Origin of the sequence: Pseudomonas frederiksbergensis (assembly GCF_003732275.1) — a bacterium.
In the GTDB taxonomy this organism is placed as follows: Bacteria; Pseudomonadota; Gammaproteobacteria; order Pseudomonadales; family Pseudomonadaceae; genus Aquipseudomonas; species Aquipseudomonas frederiksbergensis_H.
This window is the reverse complement of the sequence record NZ_MOBM01000038.1, coordinates 605,944-620,825: the sequence shown is the minus strand read 5'-3', so window position 1 is coordinate 620,825 and position 14,882 is coordinate 605,944. Positions and strand designations below refer to the sequence as shown.

14 protein-coding genes and 1 pseudogene are annotated in these 14,882 nt (G+C 57.6%); 8 read left to right on the top strand and 7 right to left on the bottom strand.

The window, feature by feature from the left end; genetic code table 11:
* Positions 1–11 precede the first annotated feature (11 nt).
* Entirely contained in the window at positions 12–410 is a 399-nt protein-coding gene (locus BK662_RS22115) for a YfeK family protein (RefSeq protein ID WP_123359840.1), read from the top strand.
* Positions 411–425: 15 nt separating this feature from the next.
* Here BK662_RS22115 and chrA read toward each other — a convergent pair whose 3' ends face one another.
* Positions 426–1,784: a chromate efflux transporter gene (gene chrA / locus BK662_RS22110; protein WP_123359839.1), complete on the bottom strand. Its 1,359-nt coding sequence runs from the start codon at positions 1,782–1,784 to the stop codon at positions 426–428.
* A gap of 35 nt (positions 1,785–1,819) precedes the next feature.
* Positions 1,820–2,671, bottom strand: a complete 852-nt coding sequence (locus BK662_RS22105; RefSeq protein WP_123359838.1) for a CAP domain-containing protein — start codon at positions 2,669–2,671, stop codon at positions 1,820–1,822.
* A gap of 28 nt (positions 2,672–2,699) precedes the next feature.
* Between BK662_RS22105 and BK662_RS34905 the strand changes: the two genes are divergently transcribed.
* The 3 genes from BK662_RS34905 (at position 2,700) to BK662_RS22090 (ending at position 5,599) form a co-directional block, all read left to right on the top strand.
* Positions 2,700–2,870, top strand: a complete 171-nt coding sequence (locus BK662_RS34905; RefSeq protein ID WP_185047175.1) for a hypothetical protein — start codon at positions 2,700–2,702, stop codon at positions 2,868–2,870.
* Positions 2,861–3,481: a cell wall hydrolase gene (locus BK662_RS22095; protein WP_123359836.1), complete on the top strand. Its 621-nt coding sequence runs from the start codon at positions 2,861–2,863 to the stop codon at positions 3,479–3,481. The genes BK662_RS34905 and BK662_RS22095 overlap by 10 nt, the downstream gene beginning before the upstream one ends.
* 216 nt (positions 3,482–3,697) lie before the next feature.
* Positions 3,698–5,599 (top strand): potassium transporter Kup, encoded by a 1,902-nt coding sequence (locus BK662_RS22090; protein ID WP_123359835.1) that lies wholly within the window; start codon positions 3,698–3,700, stop codon positions 5,597–5,599.
* Between the two features lie 233 nt (positions 5,600–5,832).
* On the opposite strand, the gene BK662_RS22080 is transcribed toward BK662_RS22090, so the two are convergent.
* Positions 5,833–6,894: an alkene reductase gene (locus BK662_RS22080; protein WP_123359834.1), complete on the bottom strand. Its 1,062-nt coding sequence runs from the start codon at positions 6,892–6,894 to the stop codon at positions 5,833–5,835.
* Between the two features lie 102 nt (positions 6,895–6,996).
* On the opposite strand from BK662_RS22080, the gene BK662_RS22075 reads away from it, so the two are divergent.
* Positions 6,997–7,878: a LysR family transcriptional regulator gene (locus BK662_RS22075; protein ID WP_123359941.1), complete on the top strand. Its 882-nt coding sequence runs from the start codon at positions 6,997–6,999 to the stop codon at positions 7,876–7,878.
* A gap of 249 nt (positions 7,879–8,127) precedes the next feature.
* Entirely contained in the window at positions 8,128–9,840 is a 1,713-nt protein-coding gene (locus BK662_RS22070; RefSeq protein WP_123359833.1) for an amidase, read from the top strand.
* A 353-nt stretch (positions 9,841–10,193) separates the two neighbouring features.
* Here BK662_RS22070 and BK662_RS22065 read toward each other — a convergent pair whose 3' ends face one another.
* The 3 genes from BK662_RS22065 to BK662_RS22055 all read right to left on the bottom strand — a co-directional run bounded on the left by BK662_RS22065 (position 10,194) and on the right by BK662_RS22055 (position 12,538).
* On the bottom strand, positions 10,194–11,063 hold the full coding sequence (locus BK662_RS22065; RefSeq protein WP_123359832.1) for an AraC family transcriptional regulator: 870 nt from the start codon (positions 11,061–11,063) through the stop codon (positions 10,194–10,196).
* Between the two features lie 295 nt (positions 11,064–11,358).
* Positions 11,359–11,802 (bottom strand): DUF4124 domain-containing protein, encoded by a 444-nt coding sequence (locus BK662_RS22060; RefSeq protein WP_123359831.1) that lies wholly within the window; start codon positions 11,800–11,802, stop codon positions 11,359–11,361.
* Positions 11,803–12,160: 358 nt separating this feature from the next.
* The gene (locus BK662_RS22055; protein ID WP_259695951.1) at positions 12,161–12,538 is read right to left on the bottom strand and encodes a hypothetical protein; all 378 of its coding nucleotides are present in this window, start codon (positions 12,536–12,538) and stop codon (positions 12,161–12,163) included.
* 68 nt (positions 12,539–12,606) lie between these two features.
* On the opposite strand from BK662_RS22055, the pseudogene BK662_RS35475 reads away from it, so the two are divergent.
* Both BK662_RS35475 and fabV read left to right on the top strand, forming a co-directional pair.
* Positions 12,607–12,786, top strand: a pseudogene (locus BK662_RS35475) (integrase); the annotation flags it as partial.
* Positions 12,787–12,998: 212 nt separating this feature from the next.
* Positions 12,999–14,195, top strand: a complete 1,197-nt coding sequence (gene fabV / locus BK662_RS22045; protein ID WP_123359829.1) for an enoyl-ACP reductase FabV — start codon at positions 12,999–13,001, stop codon at positions 14,193–14,195.
* A 188-nt stretch (positions 14,196–14,383) separates the two neighbouring features.
* Here fabV and BK662_RS22040 read toward each other — a convergent pair whose 3' ends face one another.
* Entirely contained in the window at positions 14,384–14,809 is a 426-nt protein-coding gene (locus tag BK662_RS22040; protein WP_123359828.1) for a GNAT family N-acetyltransferase, read from the bottom strand.
* Positions 14,810–14,882: the final 73 nt, after the last annotated feature.

Genomic DNA, 14,882 nt, shown 5'->3' with positions numbered 1-14,882 from the left:
GAGGCCCAACCATGGGAATTCTGACTGGACGTATCGCCAGGCCCCTCAGCCTATGGCTGATTGCGGCAGGGATTGGCCTGACCGCCATGGTGCTCGATGCACAGGCGCAAACCCCACCTCAAGCCACTCAGGAAATAAACAGCTTGCTGGACTTTGTCGAGCACAGTGAGTGCCGGTTTGTGCGTAATGGAAGCGAATACCCGGGCGTTCAAGCCCGGGCGCATCTGCAGAAGAAGCTGACGTACCTCGAAGACAGAAACAAGATAAACAGCGCCGAAGACTTCATCGAGCTGGCGGCCAGCCAAAGCAGTATGAGTGGCCGCGCCTATGAAGTGCGCTGTCCGGCAGGCGTACAACCCGCCAACCTCTGGCTGAAGACTGAGCTACAGAGGCAACGGCAAGGTCAATGATTGCGTCTTGATGGGCTAGCGCAGCAGATGCACCGCCAGCCCGATCAACGCGCAGGCCATCAACACCTCGATTACCCCCCGTTTGAAACGGAACAAGGCAATGGCCGCTGCAATGGCGATCAGCGCCGAAGGCCAGTCGAGTTGACCGCCGAAGCCGTTGGGCCAGAGCACGTGATAGCCGAAGAAACACGCCAGATTAAGAATCACGCCGACCACCGCCGCCGTAATCGCGGTCAGCGGTGCGGTGAGCCTGAGTTCGTTGTGCGTCGATTCCACCAACGGGCCGCCGGCGAGAATGAACAGGAACGAAGGCAGGAAGGTGAACCAGGTCACCAGCGTGGCGGCGAGGGCGCCTGCCAGGAACATGTGTTCGGGGCCGAACACTTGCTGAACATAGGCGCCGACAAAGCCGACGAAAGCAACCACCATGATCAGCGGCCCGGGGGTGGTTTCGCCGAGCGCCAGGCCATCGATCATCTGCGTGGGTGTCAGCCAGCCATAGTGACCGACAGCGCCCTGATACACATAGGGCAGCACGGCATACGCGCCGCCGAACGTCAGCAACGCCGCTTTGGTAAAGAACCAGGCCATCTGGGTGAGGGTGCCTTCCCAGCCAAACAGCGCGGTGAGAATGCCCATCGGCAATACCCACAAAACAGCACCTACCAGCAACAGGCGCAGCAATTTGAAACTGCTGAAACGGGCATGTTCGGGAGGCGGGGTATCGTCGTCGATAAAAGCCGGGCCGAAGGTTTTTTTCGTCGCGCTGTGGCCCCCGGCGCGGAATTTTTCAGGTGCCAGTCGTCCGCCGACATAACCGATGATCGCGGCGCCCAGCACAATCAACGGGAAGGGCACATTGAACACGAAGATCGCCGTGAATGACGCCGCGGCGATCCCCCATAGCCAGTTGTTCTTCAGGGCCCGCGAGCCGATTCGGTGGGCCGCCTGCACCACAATGGCGGTCACGGCCGGTTTGATCCCATAAAAAAGCCCGGCCACCACCGGCACTTCGCCAAAGGCGATGTACACCCAGGACAATGCGATCAGGATGAACAGCGACGGCAGCACAAACAGCGCGCCGGCAATCAGGCCGCCCCACGTCCGGTGCATCAGCCAGCCGATGTAGGTCGCCAGCTGCTGAGCCTCAGGCCCGGGCAGCAACATGCAGTAGTTGAGGGCATGCAGAAAGCGCCGTTCCGAGATCCAGCGTCGGCGTTCCACCAACTCCTGGTGCATGATCGAGATCTGTCCGGCCGGCCCGCCGAAACTGATGAAGCCGAGCTTCAGCCAGAACAGAAACGCTTCCCGCAGGCTGATGGCCTCAGGCTTCGACAGGTCCTGTTCGACGGTCGAAGAGGGGGCTTTATTCAAATGACGATTCCTTTTTCAACTGTCGATTCAAGCCTTCACGGCGTACCAAACATCGCCGTCCAGTAAATCCCCGCGTCACTCTTCGGGTCCACCGCATAGGCCGCACCCAGCTCGCGAAATTGCGGGTTCATCAGGTTGGCGCAATGGCCCGGGCTGGCCAGCCAGCCATCGACCACTTTGCGCACGGTGTCTTGCCCGGCGGCGATGTTCTCGCCGACCTGTTGACCGGCGTAACCCGCCAATTCAGCGCGATCACCCGGCGTGCGGCCGTCGCGGTCCTTGTGATCGAAATAGTTATTGTTGGCCATGGCCCGGCTGTGGGTCTCGGCCGCGGAACCCAGCGTGGCGTTCCAGGCCAGCGGCGTCGTGGCGGTAAAGGCTTGGGTGCCGCACTGGCGCGTCTGAGCGCGAGCGCTGTTCATCGCTTCAAGCAGTTTCTGTCCCTCCGCCTGCCAGTCGCCCAGACGCCCGGTCAACAGCGGACGCGCGAGCACGATGCGCCACTCACGGCCATCGCGGCTGACGCCGACGTCGACGAATTGCGGGTCCAGCACCACCTGGCAGAAGCTCTCCTGAATCGCCTTCATGGCGGACGGCGCATCACGCGGGCCAGACAGGCTGATCGCCTGCACATTGACCATCGGATAAGCCGCGCGGGCCAGTGCCTGCTGCAAGTCGCCGATGCTGTTGGCGGACAGGACCAGGCGCGGATCGCTCGCCAGCGGCGGCAACTCCGAAGACGCCTGGCCGCCGCAGCGCTGCACCTGGCTACGGTAAACGTTGATCGACTCGACCAGCTGCGTTTCATCGGCCGCCGAGGCGGCGACGCTGAACACCAGCCCGAATGACAACACGGCAAGATGCAAAACGGATGACAGGCTGCGCATGAAAATCTCCCTTGAACGGACTGCGTCCATGATGCGCGATTTCACCCCTTTGGATGCAATGCCTTTTCGCCTCGACATGCAGATTTTTGTCAGGCTGCTGGAATGCCTTGCGACGACTACAATCACAGCAGGTCAACGCTACAACATCGCCGTTTCATTGCTCAAGCCAGGTTCATCGGAAGGATCGACATGCGATTAAAATGGGTAGTCACCTGCTTCGCAATCATCCTTCTGTGTGGCCAGGTGTTGGCGACTGAGCAGGAGCAAAAACAGGAAGTGGCCGAAGACAAGGCGCAGGTCCTGGAACAGAAAGCCGCCGAGAAGGACAGTGAACTTCCGGTGCCCAAGTCCGCCGTCATCACCCCCTCCGAAGCGCAGGCGGTCGATCCGGCAGGCGCAGCCCCTCTGGACGATGCCATCACCTGCCTTGCACGCAGCATCTATTGGGAATCCAAAGGTGTGGCCGGTGCGGACATGGAAGCCGTTGCCAGCGTGGTCATGAACCGGCTGGGCCATGAGGGTTTTCCCGATACGGTGTGTGCGGTGGTCAAGCAAGGTTCTGAAACGCATGCCTGCCAGTTTTCGTGGTGGTGCGACGGACGTGCGGATCAGGTAAAGGAAGACGACGAATATGTCCTCGCCAAGGAAATCGCGCGCAAGGCACTCAACAAGCAACTCACGGACCGCACCCATGGTGCTTTGTATTTCCACGACAGAACGGTGAAACCCGCCTGGGCGAAGAAATACACCAGGACGGCCGAGACCCGGAGGTTCCTGTTCTATAAACCTCATGGCGGGACGGCGAAGTAGGTGGGAGTCGCTGGCGGAGCGTGCTGTCCGTAGAATTTTACGGATTCTTTACGGTGGGTATTCTTCCTCGCAACGATACTTGCCGCGTTTTTTTGGTCATCGATATGCCTGTAATTTTTCGTCCTTATCAAGCCGTTGGGTCTCATGGCGGCCGAGTCGAAACGTCTACCCAGTGACCCCGCAAACCCTCTTTTCCTCAATTTCGAGAAGCGACCCATGAGCGAAACAGCGATCCCTGCCCATGAAGAAACCCATTCCAAAACCTCGGGAGTGGGTTTGCTCGTCGCCGCGGTGGGCGTGGTTTATGGGGATATTGGCACCAGCCCTCTTTACACCCTCAAAGAAGTGTTCGCCGGTCACTACGGAGTCCAGGCCAATCACGACGGTGTACTGGGTATTCTGTCGTTGATCTTCTGGTCATTGATCTGGGTCGTCTCGATCAAGTACGTGCTGTTTATCCTTCGCGCCAGCAACCAGGGCGAGGGGGGCATCATGGCCTTGACGGCACTGGCACGCAGGGCTGCGGCGCCATATCCCAAGATGAGCAGGGTCCTGGTGCTGCTTGGCCTGTTTGGCGCGGCACTTTTTTACGGCGACAGCATGATCACCCCGGCCATCTCGGTGCTCTCTGCGGTTGAAGGGCTACAGCTTGCGTTCGATGGCATTGAGCATTGGGTGGTTCCGTTGTCCGTGGTCGTCCTGGTAGCACTGTTCCTGATACAGAAACATGGCACGGCTCGTATCGGCATCCTGTTCGGCCCGGTCATGGTGCTGTGGTTTGTGGTGTTGGGTACACTCGGCATTTACGGAATCTTGCAACGGCCGGAAGTTCTGCAAGCGCTGAATCCCGCGTGGGCGGTGCAATTTTTCGTGGTTCATCCGGGCATTGGCGTCGCCATCCTGGGTGCCGTCGTTTTGGCATTGACCGGTGCTGAAGCACTGTATGCCGATATGGGCCATTTTGGTCGCAAACCCATTGCTCGTGCCTGGTTCATCCTGGTGCTCCCCGGCCTGGTACTCAACTACTTTGGCCAAGGCGCGCTGATCCTCGGGAACCCTGAAGCGGTACGTAATCCGTTCTATCTATTGGCACCTGACTGGGCGTTGCTGCCGATGGTCGCGCTCTCGACACTGGCCACCATCATCGCCTCCCAAGCGGTGATTTCCGGCGCATTCTCACTGACTCGCCAGGCTATTCAGCTGGGTTACGTGCCTCGTATGTTTATCCAGCACACCTCCAGTCAGGAGCAGGGGCAGATTTACATCGGCATGGTGAACTGGGCGCTGATGGTCGGCGTCGTGTTGCTGGTCATCGGTTTTGAATCGTCCAGTGCACTGGCGGCGGCATATGGCGTGGCGGTGACGGGGACCATGCTGATTACAACCATTCTGTCCTCGGCCGTCGTATTGCTGCTATGGAAAACACCCCGTTGGCTGGCTATTCCGATGCTGTTGGGGTTTCTCATGGTGGACAGCCTGTACTTCGCCGCCAACGCTTCGAAGATCTTCCAGGGCGGTGCGTTCCCGGTGATTGCCGGTATTGCCCTGTTCATATTGATGACCACCTGGAAACGCGGCCGAAAGATCATTGTCGAGCGACTGGACGAAACCTCGCTGCCGCTGCCGTTGTTCATCAGCAGCATCGGCTCGCAACCACCCCATAGGGTGCAGGGTACCGCGGTATTTCTGACGGCCAGGGCTGATGCGGTCCCTCATGCCCTCTTGCACAACCTGTTGCATAACCAGGTGCTGCACGAGCAGGTGGTGTTGCTTACCGTGGTGTCTGAAGACAGCCCGCGTGTGGCTGCGGATCGGCGATTCGAGGTCGAAGCTTTTGGTGAAGGATTCTTTCGAGTGAGTCTGCACTTTGGTTTTATCGAGGAGCCTGACGTACCTCTGGCGTTGAGCCTTTGCCATTTGAAAGAGTTGGATTTCAGTCCAATGCGTACCACTTACTTCCTCAGCCGAGAGACGGTCATTCCGACCAAGCGTATCGGCATGGCCCGTTGGCGCGAAAACCTGTTCGCGTTCTTGCTGAAGAACGCCAACAGCAACCTCAAATACTTCAAGTTGCCGCTCAATCGTGTGATCGAGCTGGGCACGCAGGTTGAGATGTAGACGGCAACAGTCAGTTAAACGCACCTAAGCCCTGTGGGAGCGAGCCTGCTCGCGATTGCCGTCAGTCATTCCAGTTGATGTCGACTGATCCACCGCTATCGCGAGCAGGCTCGCTCCCACAGGTTTTGTGCTTAATGGCCTGAAAGCTTTTAGCCTTGAAGCGCTTCCATCAGCACTTGCACCAACTGTCCACCTTGCGGCGTAGCCCAGCTTCCGGCGTTTCCTCAGGCGCTTTAAGCCGGGCTCATGGCCGGGTAATCGATATACCCCTGAGCGCCCGGTGCGTAGAACGTGTCTTTGTCCGGCACATTAAGTTCGGCGCCTGTGCGAAAACGCTCGGGCAGGTCGGGGTTGGCGAGGAATGCGTTGCCAAACACCACCGCGTCGGCCTGGCCCTTAGCGAGCAGGGATTGGGCGGCGTTTTGGTCGAGCCCGCCACCGATCAGGTAGCTGCCATCAAACAGTGGGCGCAACAAGGCGTGGTAGTCGACGCTGGCGCCGAACAGGGCAACGTGCAGATAGGCGAGATTCAGCCCGCGCAATTGCTCGACCAGCCAGGTGTAGGTTTCTTGCGGGTTGGCATCGACGATGTCGTTGAAGTTCATTTCAGGGGAGAGCTTGATGCCGACGCGATCACTGCCAATTTCCGTCGCTATGGCGTTCAACACTTCCAGTACAAAGCGAACACGGTTTTCAACCGATCCACCGTACTCATCCGTGCGCTGATTGCTGCTCGTCGAGAGAAACTGTTCCGGCAGATACCCCGAAGCGGCATGCAGCTCGACACCGTCGAAGCCGGCCTCGATGGCCAGGCGTGCGGCCTGACGGTAGCCCTCGATGACCGCGGCAATCTCGACCACGCTCAGCGCATGGGGTGTGACGAAGTCCTGAAGGCCTGAGGCTGTCCAGGTCTGGCCGGCGGGTTTGATCGCGGAGGGGGCCTGTGGCAGGGCGCCGTCAGGCAACAGCGAAGGGTGCGAGATGCGACCGCAGTGCATCAGCTGCATGAAGATTCGTCCGCCACGAGCATGCACGGCCTCAGTGACGTGCTTCCACGCGGCGACCTGCTCAACGGTTTCGATGCCTGGGGTACGGACATAGCCCTTGCCCATTGCAACGGGGAACACCCCTTCACTGATGATCAGCCCGGCGCTGGCACGTTGTGCGTAGTAAGTCGCAACCAGTTCGCTTGGCACACCAGCGTCGTCGGAACGCGAACGGGTCATCGGGGCCATGACCATGCGGTTGGACAGTGTAAGGCGACCGATCTGGACTTGAGAAAAAAGCGAATGCATTGCGGTACTCCTCGGTAAACGATGTGGCTATCATTGATCAATCCGAATCCGGGATAAACCGGGTAAAACTGAATTGACTGATCCACTGATGGAGCAATGACATTGGAGTTTCTCAACGACATGGCATTGTTCGTCGAAGTCGTGAAGGCGCGCAGTTTCCGCCGGGCGGCGGAGGCGATGGGGATGCCGAACTCGACGCTGTCGCGCCGGATAAGTGGCCTCGAGAAGGAAATCGGGCTAAGGCTTTTGCATCGCACCACGCGCAAAATCGAGCTGACCGAGGCGGGGCAGTTGTACTTCGATCGCTGCAAACGCATCGTCGATGAAGCCAGGCTCGCGCACGAGCAGCTCGGCGAAATGCTTGCCCGGCCCAGCGGTGTACTGCGGGCCTCGCTGCCGGTGGATTTCGCCAATATCTACCTGGCACCGCTGATCGCGGAGTTTGCCCGGTTGTATCCCGGCATCAATTTCGAGATTGATTTGACCCCGCGTCAGGTCGATCTGGTGAGTGAGCCGGTTGATGTGGTCATTCGCATGGGCGAACCCGCGAGTTCGAACCTGATCGCCCGTAAGCTCGCCAGTTTGCGCCGCGGCCTGTATGCCTCACCCCGTTATCTCGAACTGTACGGTGATCCGATTCATCCCTCGGACCTGACCGGGCACGAATGCTTGCGTATGCGCGGCACGCGCGCCAACCGCTGGATACTCACCGACAGTGAAGGGGAGGTGGAGGTTGAGGTGGGCGGTCGATTCGAACTCAACAGCGTGGGAATGATTCGACGTCTGGCGACGCTGGATCTGGGTATCGCGTTATTGGGGGAGGGTATCGTTGCGCAAGACCTCGCCGATGGCACACTGCGCAGAGTCTTGCCGCAGTGGCAGGCTTCACCTGTCTCGGTTTACGCCCTCACCGAGACACGGCTGTTGCCAGCGAAAACCCAGCGATTTATCGAGTTTCTGCGTGAGCGGCTTCAGGACGCATAGCGCTCCAGGGCCGTTCATGGAGTGGGCTCTTTCTCTAATCTCATGCAAAATCACGGGTACGACGTACTCACCGCGTATTGATCGCAGATCCTGCAGCAAGCGCCCTGAAATAAAGATGTTAAGCACGTATTGTGGATGATCGAGCGCGCTAATGCAGTGCAACGAGAACCAGTACAAAAACCCATTTTGAGATAAGTGATGTCTTTGAGCCCAAGATCCAGTCACCCATCAGCAGCCGGCGGTAATAGCATGATTGAGGTCACCGAGGTTTCCATTGCCCAACTGCGTGCTGCGCTCGAATCGGGCCAGACGACGGCGGTTGAGCTGGTCCAGGCCTATCTCGCCCGGATCGATGCCTACGACGGTGCCGACACGCCCACCGCCCTCAACGCGGTGGTGGTTCGCAATCCCGATGCACTCAAGGAAGCGCAGGCGTCCGATGCCCGTCGGGCCAAGGGCGAAACGCTGGGTCCGCTCGATGGTATTCCCTATACCGCCAAGGACAGTTATCTGGTGAAGGGGCTCACTGCAGCCTCTGGAAGTCCCGCCTTCGCGAACCTGATTGCTTATCGCGATGCGTTCACCATCGAACGGCTTCGTGCCGCCGGCGCGATTTGCCTGGGCAAAACCAATATGCCGCCCATGGCCAACGGCGGCATGCAGCGCGGGGTCTACGGTCGTGCGGAGAGCCCGTACAACGCTGGCTATCTCACCGCACCCTTCGCGTCGGGCTCATCGAACGGCGCCGGTACTGCAACCGCCGCCAGCTTCGCTGCATTCGGCCTCGCCGAAGAAACCTGGTCGAGCGGCCGGGGGCCTGCATCGAACAATGGCTTGTGCGCCTATACGCCTTCGCGCGGAGTGATCTCGGTGCGCGGGAACTGGCCGTTGACGCCGACCATGGACGTTGTCGTGCCGTTTGCCAGAACCATGGCCGACCTGCTCGAAGTGCTCGACGTGGTGGTGGCGGACGATCCCGACACACGAGGCGACCTGTGGCGGATGCAACCTTGGGTGCCCATCCCGAGTGTCGCTTCGGTGCGTCCCGCTTCCTATCAGTCGCTTGCCGCGAATACCGATGCCCTCGCCGGAAAGCGCTTCGGCGTTCCTCGTATGTACATCAACGCCGATCCCGATGCAGGCACCAGCGATGCGCCTGGCATCGGCGGTCCGACGGGCCAGCGAATCAACACCCGTCCCTCGGTTATCGGGCTCTGGGAAGAGGCTCGCAAAGCACTCGAAGCCTTTGGTGCCGAAGTGATCGAAGTCGATTTCCCGCTGGTCTCCAATTGCGAGGGTGATCGTCCAGGTGCGCCGACGGTGTTTAACCGGGGCCTGGTTTCCAAAGAGTTCCTTCACCATGAGTTGTGGGACCTGACGGCCTGGGCATTTGACGATTTTCTGCAGGCCAATGGTGATCCAAAACTGAATCGCCTGGCCGATGTGAACGGCCCGCTGATTTTCCCGCACGATCCGGGGACGCTGCCCAACCGTGAGGGCGACCTTGCCGCTGGTATGGACGAATATGTGCGGATGGCCGAGCGCGGCATCACCCCTTGGGATCAGATCACCACAGTACCTGACGGACTACGCGGCCTTGAGCAGACGCGCCGAATCGATCTTGAGGACTGGATGGATCGGTTGGGGCTCGACGCAGTGATCTTCCCGACGGTGGCCGACGTTGGGCCGGCGAATGCCGATGTCGATTCGAAGTCTGCGGACATCGCATGGAGTAACGGTGTCTGGGTCGCCAACGGCAACCTCGCCATCCGCCACTTGGGTGTTCCCACGGTCACGGTGCCGATGGGTGTCATGCCGGACATTGGCATGCCCGTCGGGCTGACCTTCGCCGGTCGTGCCTATGACGATTCGACGCTGCTTCGCTTGGCTTCGGCGTTTGAGTCGACGGGGACGAAACGATTGATTCCGCCTCGAACCCCACCATTGTCGGGTGGTCAATAATAGGAAGGGCGGGATTGGGGCGTTACACGTTCCAAATCCCGCCCGGTAACGGTAAGCCAGAGCAGTCTGGCTCGTGTCGCAGTCCAATCCAGGTGGAGAGGCGGACTTCATGAACAACATCATCTACATCGTCGGGGTCGTTGTAATCGTCGTGGTTATCCTGTCGTTCCTCGGGTTTGCATAGCTTCGATGGCCGTCTTTATTCATCGATTGTGATCGATTTTCATGACGTCGACGTCCGCCTCATCATCAGTGCTTCGATGATGGCACGGACGTCCACTCGTCACATGACGATGCCGATATCGCGCTCAAAAACGTTTTTACACAGCTTCGGTCAAAAGCTGCTTGCTCCGCTATTGCAGCGGAACATACACATCAGTTTGCCATTGATCCTGCGGTGTCTCGGGATAGACGCTCAGGTAATGAAAGAACAGTGGCTGGTCACGAAGTTCCTCTCCACTGGCGGGAAGCCAATCGCGGTAAATCGGATAGATCGTTTCGCCGATGTGATCCGGTGACCCCGCGTGTCGCACCACGACGCAGCGACCGCCAGGAATGACGATCTCATGAACGCCGAACCCATTCGGCGCCACGGCCTCGTGAATCTCGCCGCAAATGGCGAAGCGAAATGCTTGTGGAGGTGTCGTATCGGGGTTGCCATAGGGAATGCCAAAGGTGCGACTCGAGGCCACCGGCGACTGTCCGCTCTGCATACGCCACTCGATGAACTTGCACACGCTCTCATTGACGAGCCCGGCTGGTCCGCAGTGCTCAAGCGTTGCTACCCTGACTTCAGGGAATTCCACGATTCGTACTTGCATGATAATAGTCCTGGAAAAGTGAGGGATTGCGAATACCGCATTCCAGACCTGCCAGTTCGGTTCCTTCCTGAACGCACTCGGCGTCATACCGAACGCCCGCCTGAATGCCCTGCAAAATGCCTCGGGACTTTCAAAGCCGGCACCAAGTGCGGCGTCCAGTACCGAGTGATCAGCGAGGGCGGCCAGGCGATGTGCCGCGCGTCGTAGCCGCATCAGCTGCACATAACGTGAGACAGGCACTCCTACGAACGCGGTGAATTGTCGATGGAAGTGAAACACCGAAAAGTTCGCCACATGGCTCAACGTCTTCACCGACAGGTCACCTTCGAGATGGGCATCAATGTAGGCGAGTACGGCGTTGAAGCGTTTTGTGTAAGCGAAGTTGGTCGGCATGTCGGACACTGGGAAAAGGCTCCTGGAAGTACGGTCGGCAATAGAGTCGACTATAGCGGCGTGAACGTGCCTAGCCGCGTTTGCTCAAGGCACGTTTTGGGTTGGCCAATGCGATATCTTCCAAAGCGATGTAAAGGTCGAGGGCATTCCAGATGTCACTTCTGGCCGATTGCTGCCTGTGACGAAAAGCTGCTTCGACCATGGACCGAAATAGCGGTATCACTTGTTCGCTAGATAGGCGCTTGAGCAGCGCGCGAAGTCCGGTCACGCGAGACCATCAATTCAAATTCGTCATTCAAAACAATTAGTGTTGGTAGTAAAGTTCTCGAGCCTCCTCTTTCAGACGCATCGATTTTTCGTGGTTGGTTTCGCTACCCTTATTTTTGATCACCGTCACGCCAGGGATTTTCGGTTTCAGACTGTCGAGATACTCCTCCTGAGCCCTTAAACGTCGCTTGATACGACCATCCCTTGTATCTTCATCGGCGGAATCTTGGACTACGGTCGGCGAGTTATGAGGCGAATCCGAATCCACGCTTTGGGTTTTCCGTTGCCCAGAAGATGGTTGGATGGGCCCCCCCATGTTGTTGATTTTCAGCTCTTGTAATTCTGCGCTCCCGTTTGCGGTTCCGCATCCGGAGTTCGAGAAAACCACACGACCATCCGGGGTCGTGCATTTGTACACATCCGCAGCTTGGACGATGGTGGTACAAAGAGCCGCGAGTGCCAAGTGCGAAGTCCATTTCATGATGCACCCCCCCAGAAGGCTGGACGACACTGCAAACTGCTGTGGCGCTTCCCATTTCTGAGCTTAATCGTAAAAAGTACAGTGACATTGATGATAGCCGCAATGGTCAAGATTGCTGCCGGGCGCGCGCTCCATTATCGGAACGGGAGAGACGGGCTTTCGAAGACTGACCGCCCCTCGCCTGGTAACTGCCCGTCAGGGAGGGGTGCAATATGGCCCATGGTTGCCTGTTGCAAAGGTCTGCAATCGATCCCGCTTTAGTAATGCAGTTAAATCACCTTTTAGATCCCCGCCGCATCGTTGATAGCCGCCTCATATGCATGCTTCTCAAATGTGAAGGGGCCAACGCCTTCTATGATTAAAGGCTCTTCATAACCGTTCTCGTAAGCAAAGGAATCCCACGTAAAGCAGTCATCGTTTTGGCGAACATGCACCGAGTAGGAACCACACCCATGTCGCCGCACTCGGGGCAAATGTAGAGGAGGATACGACCACTTTCTGTTTCAGCGTGTTCGCATAAAAGCAGGCGAGAGTTAGACAGGTTGTTTGGCTCCGGAAAGCCTTTGACGAAACAGCCCATATAGTCTGAATGATCACCAGCAGCTGTGATGAGAGCATTGAGCAATGAACGTTCGTCAATTAGAAAATCGATGGAGCATCGTTCGGCCACGGTGCAGCCATTTGAGTAGCTCCCCGGACGAAACAACTGTTGAAATGTGAGGGAGCGGGTGTCCATTCTCGCGACCATTTTATGCACCGAATGTGCGTGAGATTACCGTAGAGAGGTTGCCGATGCAGGACACACCAACCATGTACGGTACCCACACGCTACGGAGAACCAAGGTATCGCTAATCTATCGCAGGACGAAGAACCTGAGAGCAATGCGACTCCTGCTTGGCCGTACGAAGCTTGGATGTACCGTCAGATACCTGGGGATCGAGGTCGATGACGCCCTGGAAATTGCGGAACAGACGGACGTCTGACCACCCACTGCAACGGTCGAGGCTAGACCGTCGCAGTCTCTTGCCCGGCTCGAGGTCGGCCAATGCCATATGACTAGAAGGAAGGATTTGTTCAAGTATTGCTTGGCGAGGCACCAATCGCTGCAGATCTTCCATCGTGACGTTCCAGCTTTCCAGGCGTCTATAACTTTGTAGCCAAGGTTGGCTCTCATCCTGGAAGAGGGAGAACTTTTATGATCATTAAACCGCGCGTTCGCGGCTTTGTCTGTGTGACTACCCATCCCACTGGCTGCGAAGCCAACGTAAAGAATCAGATCGATTACGTTACTACGAAAGGATTGATCACCGGAGGGCCAAAGAGCGTACTCGTGATCGGTGCATCGACCGGATACGGACTTGCTGCGCGGATAACGGCAGCTTTTGGTTGTGGCGCCAGCACTCTCGGTGTGTTTTTCGAACGTGAAGGCGATGAGGGCAAGCTCGGCACCGCCGGCTGGTACAACACAGCGGCCTTTCACACGTTTGCCGAGTCCGACGGCCTCTACGCCAAGAGCATCAACGGCGATGCTTTTTCCGATGAGATCAAACAGAAGACTATCGACGTTATCAAGCGCGACTTCGGGAAGGTCGACCTGGTTGTTTACAGTCTTGCCGCACCGCGCCGGACACACCCCAAGACGGGTGAAGTATTCAGTTCTACCCTCAAGCCGCTCGACAAGGCCGTGACCTTGCGGGGTCTGGATACTGATAAGGAAGTGGTCAAGGACACCACGCTACAACCCGCGACCCAAAGCGAAATCGATGGCACGGTGGCCGTGATGGGCGGCGAAGACTGGCAGATGTGGATCGATGCCCTGCACGAAGCGGGTGTTTTGGCTGATGGGGCGAAAACGACCGCGTTCACTTACCTGGGCGAAAAACTGACTCATGACATCTATTGGAATGGCTCCATTGGTGCGGCCAAGAAGGACCTGGATCAGAAAGTCCTTGGTATCCGTGAACGGTTGGCTGTGCTGGGGGGCGATGCGCGGGTCTCGGTATTGAAAGCGGTGGTTACCCAGGCAAGTTCAGCTATTCCGATCATGCCGCTGTATCTGTCATTGTTGTTTAAAGTCATGAAAGCGCAGGGCACACACGAGGGGTGTATCGAGCAGGTCTACGCGCTCTACAAAGACAGCTTGTACGGCCATTCTCCAGTTATGGATCAAGAGGGTCGCCTGCGCGCGGACTACAAGGAGCTGGCTCCCGAAATCCAGAATCGCGTCAAGCAACTCTGGGATCAGGTCAGCAATGACAACCTTTATGAACTTACTGACTTTGTCGGTTACAAGACGGAGTTCCTGCGTCTCTTCGGTTTCGGGATCGAAGGGGTGGACTACGAGGCTGAGGTCGATCCGGACGTCAAGATCTCCAACCTGGTTCAGGCTTAGGTCGCAAGTGTGAAAAGCTGCCTCGACGCCTCTGAGGCAGCTGCTGTCGTGGAGTGCTGTAAATGGATGTCTGCTTCTGGCCGATTACTGCCTGCAGTGAAGGGCAGCAGTCGACCCAAAGCTGACGGTCAGCATTGGCTGAAATTGGTCTGCTATGAAGCAGTTATCTGGCCAAGATCAAAACGTTGTCAGCACAACAGCTTCTGGTAATAGAGTCGGGTATGTCCCGGTGGATAGTCTGCCAGGCGTCCGAATTCGGAGTAGCCCAGTTTTTGATAAAAGCCTGGTGCCTGAAAGCTGAAGGTCTCCAGCCAAATACCAGTGCAGTTCTTTTTCTGAGCGATATCTTCGGCCATGCGCATTAGCCGCTCTCCGATACCTCGGCCACGCATCGACTCGGGAACGCTGACAAGATCAATGAGCAGCCATTGATATGAGACCTTGCCGTATAGCCCGCCTATAACTTCATTACTGTCAGGGTCTCGTAGCAACAGGGCAAATGTTTCATGGGCGTCATCCCCACCGTTGGCCAGATTATGGGCCAGTAAAGAAGTCAAAATTCCTAACCGCTCTGCTTCGGTCGCGTTTTCCGAAAGCTGGATCTCTACAGACATGACGCTCTCCCTGAGCTATGAGTAAATGGGTCAACAAGGTAGCCCATTTCTGTCACCCCATGGTGAAGCAGTA

What these genes read in the sequence shown, in the direction of transcription:
- BK662_RS34905 (WP_185047175.1), top strand. Translation starts at nt 2,700, where the DNA reads ATGATGCGCGATTTCACCCCTTTGGATGCAATGCCTTTTCGCCTCGAC.
- BK662_RS22115 (WP_123359840.1), top strand. Translation starts at nt 12, where the DNA reads ATGGGAATTCTGACTGGACGTATCGCCAGGCCCCTCAGCCTATGGCTG.
- BK662_RS22090 (WP_123359835.1), top strand. Translation starts at nt 3,698, where the DNA reads ATGAGCGAAACAGCGATCCCTGCCCATGAAGAAACCCATTCCAAAACC.
- BK662_RS22080 (WP_123359834.1), bottom strand. Translation starts at nt 6,894, where the DNA reads ATGCATTCGCTTTTTTCTCAAGTCCAGATCGGTCGCCTTACACTGTCC.
- BK662_RS22105 (WP_123359838.1), bottom strand. Translation starts at nt 2,671, where the DNA reads ATGCGCAGCCTGTCATCCGTTTTGCATCTTGCCGTGTTGTCATTCGGG.
- BK662_RS22040 (WP_123359828.1), bottom strand. Translation starts at nt 14,809, where the DNA reads ATGTCTGTAGAGATCCAGCTTTCGGAAAACGCGACCGAAGCAGAGCGG.
- BK662_RS22060 (WP_123359831.1), bottom strand. Translation starts at nt 11,802, where the DNA reads ATGAAATGGACTTCGCACTTGGCACTCGCGGCTCTTTGTACCACCATC.
- BK662_RS22070 (WP_123359833.1), top strand. Translation starts at nt 8,128, where the DNA reads ATGATTGAGGTCACCGAGGTTTCCATTGCCCAACTGCGTGCTGCGCTC.
- BK662_RS22055 (WP_259695951.1), bottom strand. Translation starts at nt 12,538, where the DNA reads ATGGACACCCGCTCCCTCACATTTCAACAGTTGTTTCGTCCGGGGAGC.
- BK662_RS22095 (WP_123359836.1), top strand. Translation starts at nt 2,861, where the DNA reads ATGCGATTAAAATGGGTAGTCACCTGCTTCGCAATCATCCTTCTGTGT.
- fabV (WP_123359829.1), top strand. Translation starts at nt 12,999, where the DNA reads ATGATCATTAAACCGCGCGTTCGCGGCTTTGTCTGTGTGACTACCCAT.